Origin of the sequence: Pseudomonas sivasensis (assembly GCF_021391435.1) — a bacterium.
GTDB lineage: Bacteria > Pseudomonadota > Gammaproteobacteria > Pseudomonadales > Pseudomonadaceae > Aquipseudomonas > Aquipseudomonas sivasensis.
This window is the reverse complement of record NZ_CP090029.1, coordinates 1,652,127-1,665,053: the sequence shown is the minus strand read 5'-3', so window position 1 is coordinate 1,665,053 and position 12,927 is coordinate 1,652,127. Positions and strand designations below refer to the sequence as shown.

Below are 12,927 nucleotides of genomic sequence, written 5' to 3'. Positions count from 1 at the left end.
TCCCTGAGAACACGGGGTCAGCCCGATCGTCCCGGACAAGGACGCACTGCAAAGTCGCGAACTCCCATTCCGTGATGGCCCTTTGATTCTTCCAGCCATCCGCCCAGGCACATGGCGCACAATGACTTCTAAAAATAACTCTGCCACCGTGGTATCCGACATGTTGCTCGCAGCGCCTGCGCAGAAGCCCTCAGGTTCAACGTCATTGACCACTGCCCGCCCGCTGTCCACCCAGCAATACCTGTACTTCACCGAAACCAATACCGACCGTATCCTCGATAACCTCGATGGCCTGCGCGACATGGTGTTTCCACGCCCGCCTCATCTGGAAGTGGACGGCGAGCAGCGCAGCGAGCAAGAGTTTCCGTCGGTATGCCTGATCGGCCTGGGCCGCTGCGGTTCGAACATTGCGCTGGACGTGGCGGAGTTGGTGTACAACGCGCGCAAGTTCTACCTGAACGAGTTCAGCAACGAAGATAAATCGTTGGACAAGGGTTACAGTCCGGCCCAGTGGATCCGCAATAACCTGCGCCTGGGCGGCGGCAAGGCCAGCAAGCCGGTGTTCCTGGTGGAACCGTTGGTGATGCTCGGCGACCTGGACAAGGACATCGCCGGGCGTATTCGCTTCTCGCGCAAGGGCGAAAAAAGCGGCTTCCTGCGCGACTACAGCAAGATGAAAATCATGGACCTCTCCGAAGTCCATGCCGGTGGCGCCGGTAACGCGCCGATCCTCGGCCAATACCTGGCAAAGATCATCCTCAACAAAGACACCCAGCGCTTTTCCAGCCCCGACTGGAAGATGATCCACTCGTACCTCATCGACTCCTGCGGCATCAAGGCCAACCAGTCGCGCCTGTACTTCTCGATCTTCAGCGCCGGTGGCGGTACCGGCTCAGGCATGGCCTCGGAATTCGGCCTGGCCCAGCAGCACTCGTACATGAACAAGACCTTCGACACCAAGCCCGCCGACGAGCACGACAGCAAAAGCGGCCATGCTTTCGTCTTCGAGCCGATCTTCACCAGCGGTATTTGTGTGCTGCCGAACATTTCCGATCACCGCAGTGAAATGTCCGAGGCGCTGCACATCAACGCCGGCCGGCTGCTGTGCAAATACCTTTCGGAAGAGTGGGACTTCTCGTACAACTTTGACAACGAAGACAGCAGCGAAGCCAGCGTGAAGGGGCGTATCCGCCCATGGAACGCGATGATGCTGATCTCCAACGACATCATGCGCTATGCCGAAGAAAGCGATGACGGCAACATCCAGAACATTGACGTCAATGCCATGGAAAAACACGCCAACCAGTACATCTCCCAGCAGATCTTCAACATCCTCACCGCCCAGGCCGTGACCACCGACTACGACCAGAACTACTTCCGTCGCGCCGGTATCGACATCGGCGAAACCATCCGCCTGGACGCCAACGACCTATTCATGAGCCTGGCCGGCCCGGTGGCGATTGCCTACGCCGAGTCCGTGGTTCCGGAAACACCGGTTCCTTCGAATGACAAGTTCAAAGTCTTCGAGAAGGAGCCCCAGCGCCTGAATATCGACGATCTGTTCTTCCGCTCCATCGACCTGCCGCACTTCAATAAGGTCACCCAGGCCATCGAAGGCATCAGCCTGTTGCCAATCGAGTCCAAGCGCTACAAAGCGTCCCTGGAGCAGTACAAGAATTCCGGCTATGACGCAGCGGCGCTGCACGACCTGCACTTCTTCAAGAACTGCTCGTCGGTGGTGTCCATCGTCTCGCTGCCCAAGGACTACAAACTGTCCTACATGGACCTGAACCGGCTCAAGACTCACCTCAACAGCCTGTTCCCCAATACCACGCTCAAGCGCTACGCCTTGGTCATCGGCGCGTCGGCCAACCTGTCGCTGACCACCCTGATTGCCAAGAGCCCCTGCCTGTCGGATGACTTCCTGACGCTGATCGTGGCGTTTATCAAACGTTGCTTCGCGCGCAATCCGTACCGCTTCGATGACACGCTGGACAACTCGATCCTGGATTTCATCATCCACGAGGACTTCGACGAAGACCGTATCGACGAGCTGCTCAACGAGTTTGAAAACCCGGCCAAGATCCTCGACACCAACTGGTACGCGATCAAACCGATGTATGAGAAGAAGTACCGGGAGCTGATCAACGACAAAGACAAGTTCGTATCGATCAATGACATTCGCCTGTCACGGGACTGCGTGAAGAAAGCGATCAAGTACCTGCGTGAGATCTATCGTCACCGCATCGGTAAGACCAAGGTTATTTCGTTGAATAACCATACCGGCAAAACGGCCTGATACTGTGCGACGGCGCCGCGTGGCGCCGTCGCAACGTCATTGCGTCATGCGCTGGCGCAGGAACGCGAGGATGGTTTGTTCGTCAGCGCGCTTGGCAGGCCGGGGAATATGCTTCGGCCAGCCGGCGTCTTTCGCGCCGAAAAACCGCTGCTGCTCCGCCTCATCCCAGCCGCGAATCTCCCGCGAAGCCGATTCCCACCAGCCATGTCGGCACACGTCGTAGTACGGATGCTCGGGCGCCGAACTGCCGTAGAGCAGATCGCGGCCGACCTTTTTGACACGCTTGCACTGATTGCGCAGCTTCCATTTGATGCGCAGTCGCTGCCAGGGCGAGGGCACCGGTTTGACCCGCGGCACATCAAGACAACGCGCTACCAGCTCAGGGCCGAATACCTCACCGTGCTGGGCGAAGAAGTGCGCCTGCATGGCATGGAAGAAGCGCTTGTCGGCATAGTAGTGATGCACGAACTTGCACGCCTCGCGCACCTTCTGTTCGCGCATCGCAAAGGAAATCGCGATTTGCTCGATGGTGTGGATATCGAACGAGTGCTGGGTCCACTCGTCGATCAGGCAGATGGACGCTTCGAGCAGCGGCGCATCACTGGCGCGGACACCGCACAGGCCACTGTTGTAGAGCTTGAAGCTGTTATCGGCAGAGATGCCATGGGCCTGTAGGTGCTCGCCCAACTTGAGGTAGTCAGGACGCTTGCACACGTAGCTCCAGTCGTATTCGAAGCCATCCATCACGTACTGGCCCGGCTCGATCAGCTCAAGCACGCGATGGGGGGATTTGAGAAACAGGGTGTCGGTGTCAACGAACAGGGTCTTGTCCGCAAGCGCAAGCCCGTGGGCAATCGCGCACGCCTTGCGGCGGTGGGCATAGCCGTTTTCACCCTGCCATTGGGTCAGGGTCTGCTCGTCCAAGGTGATGGTCTCAACCGGCCAGCCGAAGTAATCCTGGGGGCGATCGGTCATGACACGGATGCACAACGACTCGCCCGCTTTGAGCTGGGACAAGGCAGTGAGGATACTGAACTTGGCTTCGCGCCGATAAACGTCCTGATTACCGTAAATAAGGTAAAGCAGCTGGTGCGAGGACTTGGCTAAAGGGGGCAGCGCTGACGGCATGACGAGCTCCGGGTGACAAGCGGCGAACTTTACCGGAATTCACCCTTTCCCATGTCATGATCTGACAGCCGCTACGCTTTATTCACACTGAGAAACAATTCTCCCGCCTATTCGCTCGCAAGATAACTGTTCCCATGACGCGCACGTCACCCTGAGCTGTGACCTTTCTCCACGGCAAGATGCCATCACCGTATCTGCGGTTACTCCGCTACACACTTTTGCCACGGAAAAACACGCACCGTTTTAGTGCTCACCTCTATTGCGCTGCCCTTTCCTGGATCAATATCCACGGCGAAACCACCACCGCCCACAAACTCGGGTCACGCTCCACCAGGTCCAATGCCCGCGTCGCAGACACTTCGCCCAGGCTACCCGAGGCCAGCCAGGCAGCGACTTTGTCACGGTTGTCCTCGGCCATTCCCTCGGCGGCTTCGATCAAATCCAAGCCGGTGTCGACCCACAATAGGGCACCCTTGGCAAAGAACGGTTCAAGCTCCTTCCAGGAAATTTCGGCGGTTTCACCGAGCAGCTTGGCATAGAGGGTGCTAGGTTCTTGCGTCATGGGAGTTCACCTTGGGAAAAAATCGGCGCAATCATAACGTCGCGACCGAGGTAGAAAAACCCAGTTGCAAATGAGTCATCGATAGAAAGTGTCAGAAAAGCCAAGGATTGCCCGAAACTCTGGCATCACCCCGCCGCAATTCTGTCTTTTTCTTTCATTTAAGCGACACGCCAAGGTTTTGCCCCCAGCAGCCAGCTTTTCAAGCGATGAACCGGCGCTCTACACTGTACCGGTACAGTTGCCAGGGCACTGCCGGGGGATATCCGAGATATCTGATCCGGTTCTGCAGCTCACAAGGCCGCTAGAACTATAAAAAATACAACAGTAAGAGTGGAGCACTATGAATAAGGCTACTAAGCAGATTTCCAAACTGTTTGCCGCTATGGTCCTGGCTGGGGTTGCCGGCCATTCGTTCGCAGCTGACACCATCAAGATCGGCATCGCCGGTCCAAAGACTGGTCCTGTAACGCAATACGGCGACATGCAATTCATGGGTGCCAAGCAAGCTATCGCCGACATCAACGCCAAAGGCGGCGTCGACGGCAAAATGCTTGAAGCCAAGGAATACGACGACGCTTGCGACCCTAAACAAGCCGTGGCTGTCGCCAACAAAGTGGTTAACGACGGCGTTAAGTTCGTGGTCGGTCACCTCTGCTCCAGCTCCACTCAGCCAGCGTCCGACATCTATGAAGACGAAGGCGTGATCATGATTACCCCGGCGGCCACCAGCCCGGAAATCACCGCCCGTGGTTACAAGCTGATCTTCCGTACCATCGGCCTCGACAGCGCCCAAGGCCCAGCGGCCGGCAACTACATCGCCGACCACGTGAAGCCTAAAATCGTTGCCGTCCTGCACGACAAACAGCAATACGGCGAAGGCATCGCCACCGCCGTCAAAAAGACCCTGGAAGAAAAAGGCACCAAAGTTGCCGTCTTCGAAGGCCTGAACGCTGGCGACAAAGACTTCTCCTCGATCATCCAGAAACTCAAACAAGCCAACGTCGACTTCGTTTACTACGGCGGCTACCACCCTGAGCTGGGCCTGATCCTGCGCCAAGCCAAGGAAAAAGGCCTGAACGCCAAGTTCATGGGCCCTGAAGGCGTCGGCAACGACTCCATCTCGCAAATCGCCCAAGGTGCTTCCGAAGGCCTGCTGGTGACCCTGCCGAAATCCTTCGACACCGACCCAGCCAACAAAGCCATCGTTGAAGAGTTCACCAAGAACAAGCAGGACCCAACCGGTCCGTTCGTGTTCCCGGCCTACTCGGCCATTGAAGTCATCGCCGGCGGTATTACCGCTGCCAAGAGCGAAGACACCGCCAAAGTGGCTGCCGCCATCCACGCGGGCACCTTCAAGACCCCTACCGGCGAGCTGAGCTTCGACGCCAAGGGCGACCTGAAGGACTTCAAGTTCGTGGTCTACGAATGGCACTTCGGCAAACCAAAAACCGAAGTTTCCCCTCAGTAAGCCAGGCGTTACTGGTCCAACAAGCCCACTGTGAGAGCAGTGGGCTTTGTTTTACGAGGTTTATGGGCCTGTCACCCGCGATCCGGGCGCTGGCTCACCTGAAAATCTTAAAACCGTCACCAGCGGTTCGCTGGCAAACGCTTTGTGCAAATGTGCTCACAGAACACAGCACAGGGCCGGAACATGACTCCACCAGTGAAATGCGTATCGGGTTTTTAGGAGCGCTGTAATGCCTGAGATCTATCATTTTTTCCAACAGCTGGTTAATGGCCTGACCATTGGCAGCACCTATGCCTTGATAGCCATTGGCTACACAATGGTTTACGGCATCATTGGAATGATCAACTTCGCCCATGGCGAGGTGTACATGATTGGTTCCTACGTGGCCTTCATCGCCCTTGCCGGGCTGGCCATGATGGGTATCCACTCCCTGCCGCTGTTGATGACCGCCGCGTTCCTTGCGTCGATCGTCGTAACCAGTGCCTATGGCTACAGTATCGAGCGCGTTGCCTACCGTCCCTTGCGTGGCAGCAACCGTTTGATCCCGCTGATTTCCGCCATCGGCATGTCGATTTTCCTGCAGAACACCGTATTGCTGTCTCAGGACTCCAAGGATAAATCCATCCCCAACCTGATCCCGGGGAGCTTCTCCTTCGGCCCAGGTGGTGCGGAAGAAGTGCTGATTTCCTACATGCAGATCCTGGTCTTCGTCGTCACCCTGGTGGCCATGCTGGGCCTGACCCTGTTCATCTCCCGCTCCCGTCTGGGGCGCGCCTGCCGGGCCTGTGCCGAAGACATCAAGATGGCCAACCTGTTGGGCATCAACACCAACAACATCATCGCCCTGACCTTCGTGATCGGTGCTGCGCTGGCAGCCGTCGCGGCGGTACTGCTGAGCATGCAGTACGGCGTAATCAACCCCAACGCTGGTTTCCTGGTAGGCCTAAAGGCTTTTACCGCAGCGGTATTGGGCGGCATCGGCAGTATCCCGGGCGCGATGCTCGGCGGGCTGGTGCTGGGTGTGGCCGAGGCGTTTGGTGCCGATATCTTCGGCGACCAGTACAAGGACGTCGTGGCGTTCGGCCTGTTGGTTCTGGTGCTGTTGTTCCGTCCGACCGGCATCCTGGGCCGTCCGGAGGTTGAGAAAGTATGAGCAGATATCTTAAATCGGCGTTTTTCAGCGCCTTGCTGGTGTGGGCCGTGGCCTTCCCGGTACTCGGCCTCAAGCTGAGCATTGTCGGCATCAACCTGGAAGTGCATGGCACCGGTCCCGTGACCCTGACCATCATCGCCCTGTGTTCGGTGCTGATGTTCCTGCGTGTGCTGTTCACCCAGCAGGTCGGCGCTCTGTTCAAGAGCAACCGTGGTCCGTTGGTATCGCCTAAGGTCAGCCAATTCCTGACCCTGCCGCGCACCCAGCGCTACATCATCATCGGCCTGATCGTGGCCGCGCTGATCTGGCCGTTCTTTGGCTCGCGCGGTGCCGTAGACATCGCCACCCTGATCCTGATCTACGTGTTGCTGGGCCTGGGCCTGAACATCGTGGTGGGCCTCGCCGGCCTGCTCGACCTGGGTTATGTGGGTTTCTACGCCGTGGGTGCCTACACCTACGCGCTGCTCTCGCACTATCTGGGCTGGAGCTTCTGGATCTGCCTGCCGCTGGCCGGCATGGCGGCGGCCACGTTCGGCTTCCTGCTGGGCTTCCCGGTACTGCGACTGCGCGGTGACTACCTCGCCATCGTGACCCTGGGTTTCGGCGAGATCATTCGTCTGTTCCTGCGTAACCTCACGGACATCACCGGCGGCCCCAACGGCATTAGCAGCATCCCCAAGCCAACGTTCTTCGGGCTGTCGTTCGACCGCACCGCTGCCGAAGGCATGCAGACCTTCCACGAGTACTTCGGGATTGCCTACAACCCGGTAAGCAAAGTGGTGTTCCTGTACCTGGTGGCGCTGTTGCTGGCGCTGGCGGCATTGTTCGTGATCAACCGCCTGCTGCGCATGCCAATCGGCCGTGCTTGGGAAGCGTTGCGCGAAGATGAAATCGCCTGCCGCGCCCTGGGTCTGAACCCGACCATCATCAAGCTCTCCGCCTTCACCCTGGGTGCTGCGTTCGCCGGTTTTGCCGGCAGCTTCTTCGCCGCGCGCCAAGGCCTGGTGACACCGGAGTCGTTCACCTTTATCGAGTCGGCGATCATCCTTGCCATCGTGGTATTGGGCGGCATGGGCTCGCAACTGGGCGTGATCCTGGCCGCGATCGTGATGATCCTGCTGCCGGAAATGATGCGTGAGTTCAGCGAATACCGCATGTTGATGTTCGGCGCCATGATGGTGCTGATGATGATCTGGCGTCCTCAAGGTCTGCTGCCCATGCAACGTCCACACATGGAGCTGCGCAAATGAGCCGCGAGATCCTGAAAGTCGAAAATCTGAGCATGCGCTTTGGCGGTTTGCTGGCGGTCAACGGCGTGGCCCTGACCGTGAAAGAGAAACAGGTGGTTGCATTGATCGGCCCCAACGGCGCCGGCAAGACCACGGTGTTCAACTGCCTCACCGGCTTCTACAAGCCAAGCGGTGGCAGCATCCTGCTGGACGGCCAGCCGATCCAGGGTTTGGCCGGTCACGAGATCGCCCGCAAGGGCGTGGTGCGTACCTTCCAGAACGTGCGGTTGTTCAAAGACATGACGGCGGTCGAAAACCTGTTGATCGCCCAACACCGTCACCTGAACACCAACTTCTTTGCAGGCCTGTTCAAGACCCCGGCGTTTCGCAAAAGCGAGCGCGAGGCCATGGAATACGCGGAGTACTGGCTGGACAAGGTCAACCTCACCGAGTTTGCCAACCGTCCCGCCGGCACCCTGGCCTACGGTCAGCAACGTCGCCTGGAAATCGCCCGCTGCATGATGACCCGCCCGCGGATCCTCATGCTCGACGAACCAGCCGCCGGCCTGAACCCAAAGGAAACTGAAGATCTCAAGGCGCTGATCGGTGTGCTGCGTGAAGAAAACAACGCCACGGTGCTGTTGATCGAACACGACATGAAACTGGTCATGAGCATTTCCGACCACATCGTGGTGATCAACCAGGGCACGCCCCTGGCCGACGGGACGCCGGAGCAGATCCGCGACAATCCTGAAGTGATCAAAGCCTATTTGGGGGAAGCGTAAAATGCTGCAATTCGAAAACGTTTCCACTTTCTACGGCAAGATCCAGGCCCTGCACAGCGTCAATGTGGAAGTACGCCAGGGTGAAATCGTGACCCTGATCGGCGCCAACGGCGCCGGCAAGTCCACCCTGTTGATGACCTTGTGCGGTTCGCCACAGGCCCACAGCGGCAGCATCCGCTACATGGGTGAAGAACTGGTGGGCCAGCAGTCTTCGCAGATCATGCGCAAGAGCATTGCGGTGGTGCCGGAAGGCCGCCGCGTGTTCTCTCGACTGACCGTCGAAGAAAACCTGGCCATGGGCGGGTTCTTCACCGACAAGGGCGACTACCAGGAGCAAATGGACAAGGTGCTGCACCTGTTCCCCCGGCTCAAGGAGCGCTTCAGTCAGCGCGGCGGCACCATGTCCGGCGGCGAGCAGCAAATGCTCGCCATCGGCCGGGCGCTGATGAGCAAGCCCAAGCTGTTGCTCCTGGACGAACCGTCCCTGGGCCTGGCACCGATCATCATCCAGCAGATTTTCGACATCATCGAACAGCTGCGCAAAGACGGTGTGACCGTGTTTCTGGTGGAACAGAACGCCAACCAGGCGCTGAAAATCGCCGACCGCGCCTATGTACTGGAAAACGGTCGTGTGGTGATGCAGGGCACTGGCGAGCAGTTGCTGACGGATCCGAAGGTGCGCGAGGCGTACTTGGGCGGCTAAGAGACGGTTGCTGAATAAACCGGATCTAAATGTGGGAGGGAGCTTGCTCCCGATGGCGGCATATCAGGCACAGAGCATGTGACTGATAGTCCGCCATCGGGAGCAAGCTCCCTCCCACATTTGTTTTGCACCGTTTGAAAGTTTTTCAACTGCCTTTGTAACGAACTCAATCCTCCCTTCTCTAGTGGTGCATGCAGGCAATCAAGCCTGCCCACTCAACCACTGCTGGAGAAACACCATGACGACCAAACTGTCCGCCGCGTCCCTCGTCCTCGCCCTGAGTTCTGCCTTGAGCCTCTCCGCTCTGACCAGCACCGTCCACGCCGCCGACGACATGCAAAAATGCTTCGGCGTCGCTGAAGCCGGTAAGAACGATTGCGCCGCAGGCGCAGGCACCTCCTGTGCCGGCAGCTCGAAAACCAAGGATCAGGCCAACGCCTGGAAACTGGTCCCCGCCGGCACCTGCACCCAAACCCCCAGCTCCACCTCGCCGACCGGTTTCGGCCAGGAAGCTGCCTTCACCGCCAAGTCGTGAAACCCTGCACAGCCTGAGTACGGATCATGACGCTTTCACGCCAGCACACGGTCTCACACGCTCAGGCGCCCGGCCTCCCCTGTCGGGCCGGGCTGGGGCTGAAGAGCGAGCACTTCACCGAAGTGCTCCAGACCCTTCCCGATGTCGGTTTTTTTGAAATACACGCCGAAAACTACATGGTGGCCGGCGGCCCGTTTCATCACTACCTAGGGTTGATTCGCCAACAGTACTCGCTGTCGCTGCACGGCGTGGGCCTGTCCATCGGCGGCGAAGGCCCGCTCAACCGTGAGCACCTGGCGCGCCTGGCAACGCTGATCGAACGCTACCAACCCCACTCCTTTTCCGAACACTTGGCCTGGTCCAGCCACGGCCCGGTGTTTCTCAATGACTTACTGCCCCTGGCCTACGACGCAGACACGCTGAACCGGGTATGCGAACACATCGACCAAGTGCAGAGCACGCTCAAGCGGCCCATGCTGCTAGAGAATCCATCGACCTATTTGCAGTTCCAGCGCTCTACCCTGGACGAGACCGACTTCATCAGCGAGACCATCCGCCGCACTGGCTGTGGCTTGCTGCTGGATGTGAACAATGCCTACGTGTCGTGTATCAACCACCAGCGCGACCCGCTCACTTACATCGACGCCCTGCCGTTGCACGCGGTGGGCGAGATTCACCTGGCCGGCTTTGGCGAGGACACCGATAACTTGGGTGATCGCCTGCTGATCGACGACCATGGTGCCCCCATCAACAACGCCGTATGGCAACTGTACGAACAGGTGCTCACACGAACTGGCCCGGTCGCCACGCTCATTGAACGTGACAACCACGTGCCGGCCTTTAACGTTTTGCACGCTGAAGCCCAACAGGCCGAGCACTATTTATCGCAGGTCCGCCCATGAGCCTTCACGACGCCTTCACCAGCGCCTTGCTGGCACCCGACCTGCCCTGCCCGGACGGCCTGTTCAGCAGTAACGGTGCCGACCCGGCCAGTCGCTTTGCGGTATATCGCAACAATGTTCACAGCTCATTGATCAATGCACTGGCATCAGCCTATCCCGTGACAGTGCAATTGGTAGGCGATGAGTTTTTCCGCGCCATGGTCGGCGTTTACGTCCAGGCGCACCCGCCTACCAGCCCACTGATCAGTGACTACGGCAGCACATTCGCCGACTTCATCCAGGGTTTCGATCCGGCCTCCAGTGTGCCTTATCTGGCCGACGTGGCCCGCTTGGAACGCTTGCGGGTTCGTGCCTATCACGCGGCGGATACGCCGGCGGTGAGTCAGCAAGCCGCCCTCCAACAGCTGCAGGCCCAAACGGAGCTGGGCGCATTGCGCCTACGGCTGCACCCATCCCTTGCCGCTTTGAACTCAGCCTACGCCGTGGTTGCGGTATGGGCGGCGCACCAGACCGAGGGCGCCTTGGCCACTCTTGATCCTTACAAAGCCCAAAGTGCATTGGTGCTGCGCCAGGGGTTGATCGTCAAGGTCTTCGCCGTCGACGGCGGCGCTGTCGCTTTTATCAATAGCCTGAACCACGGCGCCGCATTGGAAATGGCCGTGGCGGATGCGCTTAAAGCCTGCGCCGAGTTCGACCTGCACCAGTGTCTGTCACTGCTGATCAACCACGACGCCATCACTCACTTGCTCCCAGAACAAAAGGTATCGCCATGAACACTAGCCCTTCGTGCCGGATCAAACAGGCCATAGTTCTTTTCGAGAAAATCCCCTACAGCCTGATCGCGTTTATTGCGCGCTTTTCCATCGCGGCAGTGTTCTGGAAATCCGGGCAAACCAAGGTAGAAGGCTTCGCCATCGATCTGGTCAGCGGCACGTTCCAACTCGGTGAACCCTCACTCGCCGCCTCGACACTGCCGCTGTTTCGCAGTGAGTACCACGTGCCGTTGATATCGCCGGAAGTGGCCGCGCACATGGCGGCTTTTGCAGAGCACTTTTTCCCGGTACTGATATTGGTGGGGTTCGCCACGCGCTTCTCGGCCCTGGCCTTGATTGGCATGACGTTGGTCATTCAATTGTTCGTGTACCCGGACGCCTACCCCACCCACGGCACTTGGCTTGCGCTGCTGTTGCTATTGGTTGCCAAGGGCCCTGGTTGCTTGTCCATCGACCACTTGATCGCCCGCCGCTACCGTTAAAGACGATCCAACGCCTCGCCGCTGCGCTTGAACCACTCCACCAGGTAGTCGGCCAGAACCTGGGTGCGCCTGGGCAGGCCACCTTGATAAGGGTGAACCAGGTACATCGGCAGGCTTCGAGTCTGATAGTCACGCAGCAACCAGCGCAATCGACCGTCGGCCAGTTCCGTCGGCAGCACGTAGGACGGCAACCGGGCAATACCAGCGCCTACCAGCGCTGCCTTCTTCAGCAAGTTGTAATGGTTGGAGGCAAAGGTGCCGCTTACCCTGACCCGCAACAACTCGTGCTGCTGGTGATACAGCCATTCCTCGCGGCCGCTGTAGTGGCTGTTGAGCAAGCAGGTGTGCGCCGCAAGATCCGCCGGGGTCAGCGGTTCGCCGTGCAGCTCCAGATAGGCGGGGCTGGCGCAAGTCATCTCATGCCAGGCCAGCAGAGGCTTGGCCACCAGGCGCTCGTTTTCAATCGCACCCGAACGCACGCCCAAGTCGAATCCATCACGCGCGAGGTCTCGATAGCTGTTGTTGAGTTCAATCTCGATCTGCACCTGAGGGTACTGCTTGGAAAATTCCAGCAACAAGCCATCGAAGAAAGTTTCGCCTAATGAAACGGGAACCGTCATACGCACCGGCCCGGCCAGATCGTCCTTGAGCCTCGCCAGTGCCTGACGCGCACGTTCCACCTGCACCACCAATGCCTGGGCCTGTGGCAACAACGCCGCGCCGGCAGCGGTCAGGCTGAGCTTGCGGGTGGTGCGGTGCAACAACACCACACAAAACTGCGCTTCCAGCTGGGAGATACGCTTGGATAACTGGCCCTTACTGCAGCCCAGTTGCTCGGCGGCCACCGTAAAACTGCCGGCTTCGATCAGTACGGCAAAGGCCGCCAGGTCATCCATCTCGCTCATGGA

13 protein-coding genes are annotated in these 12,927 nt (G+C 58.8%); 10 read left to right on the top strand and 3 right to left on the bottom strand.

Annotation, left to right across the window (positions count from 1 at the left end; translation table 11 throughout):
• The first annotated feature begins 121 nt into the window (after nucleotides 1-121).
• Complete coding sequence (locus LRO94_RS07425) at nucleotides 122-2,299, top strand: hypothetical protein (protein WP_179179432.1); 2,178 nt, start codon at nucleotides 122-124, stop codon at nucleotides 2,297-2,299.
• A gap of 36 nt (nucleotides 2,300-2,335) precedes the next feature.
• Here the strand turns inward: LRO94_RS07425 and LRO94_RS07420 are convergent, their stop codons facing one another.
• The gene (locus LRO94_RS07420) at nucleotides 2,336-3,427 is read right to left on the bottom strand and encodes a hypothetical protein (protein ID WP_122764887.1); all 1,092 of its coding nucleotides are present in this window, start codon (nucleotides 3,425-3,427) and stop codon (nucleotides 2,336-2,338) included.
• A 256-nt stretch (nucleotides 3,428-3,683) separates the two neighbouring features.
• Nucleotides 3,684-3,989, bottom strand: coding sequence for a DUF2288 domain-containing protein (locus tag LRO94_RS07415; RefSeq protein ID WP_099601291.1), 306 nt, complete (start codon nucleotides 3,987-3,989; stop codon nucleotides 3,684-3,686).
• A 340-nt stretch (nucleotides 3,990-4,329) separates the two neighbouring features.
• Between LRO94_RS07415 and LRO94_RS07410 the strand changes: the two genes are divergently transcribed.
• The 9 genes from LRO94_RS07410 to LRO94_RS07370 all read left to right on the top strand — a co-directional run bounded on the left by LRO94_RS07410 (nucleotide 4,330) and on the right by LRO94_RS07370 (nucleotide 12,019).
• Complete coding sequence (locus LRO94_RS07410) at nucleotides 4,330-5,457, top strand: branched-chain amino acid ABC transporter substrate-binding protein (protein WP_032891577.1); 1,128 nt, start codon at nucleotides 4,330-4,332, stop codon at nucleotides 5,455-5,457.
• 229 nt (nucleotides 5,458-5,686) lie between these two features.
• Nucleotides 5,687-6,610, top strand: coding sequence for a high-affinity branched-chain amino acid ABC transporter permease LivH (livH, locus tag LRO94_RS07405; RefSeq protein WP_003172375.1), 924 nt, complete (start codon nucleotides 5,687-5,689; stop codon nucleotides 6,608-6,610).
• Nucleotides 6,607-7,860, top strand: a complete 1,254-nt coding sequence (locus tag LRO94_RS07400; RefSeq protein ID WP_095184031.1) for a high-affinity branched-chain amino acid ABC transporter permease LivM — start codon at nucleotides 6,607-6,609, stop codon at nucleotides 7,858-7,860. The genes livH and LRO94_RS07400 overlap by 4 nt, the downstream gene beginning before the upstream one ends.
• Entirely contained in the window at nucleotides 7,857-8,624 is a 768-nt protein-coding gene (gene livG, locus LRO94_RS07395; RefSeq protein ID WP_012722652.1) for a high-affinity branched-chain amino acid ABC transporter ATP-binding protein LivG, read from the top strand. The genes LRO94_RS07400 and livG overlap by 4 nt, the downstream gene beginning before the upstream one ends.
• 1 nt (nucleotide 8,625) lies before the next feature.
• Nucleotides 8,626-9,327, top strand: a complete 702-nt coding sequence (locus LRO94_RS07390; protein ID WP_010212366.1) for an ABC transporter ATP-binding protein — start codon at nucleotides 8,626-8,628, stop codon at nucleotides 9,325-9,327.
• Nucleotides 9,328-9,565: 238 nt separating this feature from the next.
• On the top strand, nucleotides 9,566-9,862 hold the full coding sequence (bufA1, locus tag LRO94_RS07385) for a BufA1 family periplasmic bufferin-type metallophore (protein WP_032891579.1): 297 nt from the start codon (nucleotides 9,566-9,568) through the stop codon (nucleotides 9,860-9,862).
• A 26-nt stretch (nucleotides 9,863-9,888) separates the two neighbouring features.
• A complete protein-coding gene (gene bufB, locus LRO94_RS07380; protein ID WP_371260763.1) occupies nucleotides 9,889-10,764 on the top strand; it encodes an MNIO family bufferin maturase in 876 nt (291 codons plus the stop codon).
• Entirely contained in the window at nucleotides 10,761-11,537 is a 777-nt protein-coding gene (locus LRO94_RS07375; RefSeq protein ID WP_122752595.1) for an HvfC/BufC N-terminal domain-containing protein, read from the top strand. The genes bufB and LRO94_RS07375 overlap by 4 nt, the downstream gene beginning before the upstream one ends.
• On the top strand, nucleotides 11,534-12,019 hold the full coding sequence (locus tag LRO94_RS07370; protein ID WP_032891582.1) for a DoxX family protein: 486 nt from the start codon (nucleotides 11,534-11,536) through the stop codon (nucleotides 12,017-12,019). The genes LRO94_RS07375 and LRO94_RS07370 overlap by 4 nt, the downstream gene beginning before the upstream one ends.
• On the opposite strand, the gene LRO94_RS07365 is transcribed toward LRO94_RS07370, so the two are convergent.
• Nucleotides 12,016-12,924 (bottom strand): LysR family transcriptional regulator, encoded by a 909-nt coding sequence (locus LRO94_RS07365; protein ID WP_122752594.1) that lies wholly within the window; start codon nucleotides 12,922-12,924, stop codon nucleotides 12,016-12,018. The genes LRO94_RS07370 and LRO94_RS07365 overlap by 4 nt on opposite strands.
• Nucleotides 12,925-12,927 lie beyond the last annotated feature (3 nt).

Bases quoted from the DNA above. Each gene is read 5' to 3' on its own strand.
- LRO94_RS07425 (WP_179179432.1), top strand. From the start codon at position 122: ATGACTTCTAAAAATAACTCTGCCACCGTGGTATCCGACATGTTGCTC.
- LRO94_RS07420 (WP_122764887.1), bottom strand. From the start codon at position 3,427: ATGCCGTCAGCGCTGCCCCCTTTAGCCAAGTCCTCGCACCAGCTGCTT.
- LRO94_RS07415 (WP_099601291.1), bottom strand. From the start codon at position 3,989: ATGACGCAAGAACCTAGCACCCTCTATGCCAAGCTGCTCGGTGAAACC.
- LRO94_RS07410 (WP_032891577.1), top strand. From the start codon at position 4,330: ATGAATAAGGCTACTAAGCAGATTTCCAAACTGTTTGCCGCTATGGTC.
- livH (WP_003172375.1), top strand. From the start codon at position 5,687: ATGCCTGAGATCTATCATTTTTTCCAACAGCTGGTTAATGGCCTGACC.
- LRO94_RS07400 (WP_095184031.1), top strand. From the start codon at position 6,607: ATGAGCAGATATCTTAAATCGGCGTTTTTCAGCGCCTTGCTGGTGTGG.
- livG (WP_012722652.1), top strand. From the start codon at position 7,857: ATGAGCCGCGAGATCCTGAAAGTCGAAAATCTGAGCATGCGCTTTGGC.
- LRO94_RS07390 (WP_010212366.1), top strand. From the start codon at position 8,626: ATGCTGCAATTCGAAAACGTTTCCACTTTCTACGGCAAGATCCAGGCC.
- bufA1 (WP_032891579.1), top strand. From the start codon at position 9,566: ATGACGACCAAACTGTCCGCCGCGTCCCTCGTCCTCGCCCTGAGTTCT.
- bufB (WP_371260763.1), top strand. From the start codon at position 9,889: ATGACGCTTTCACGCCAGCACACGGTCTCACACGCTCAGGCGCCCGGC.
- LRO94_RS07375 (WP_122752595.1), top strand. From the start codon at position 10,761: ATGAGCCTTCACGACGCCTTCACCAGCGCCTTGCTGGCACCCGACCTG.
- LRO94_RS07370 (WP_032891582.1), top strand. From the start codon at position 11,534: ATGAACACTAGCCCTTCGTGCCGGATCAAACAGGCCATAGTTCTTTTC.
- LRO94_RS07365 (WP_122752594.1), bottom strand. From the start codon at position 12,924: ATGAGCGAGATGGATGACCTGGCGGCCTTTGCCGTACTGATCGAAGCC.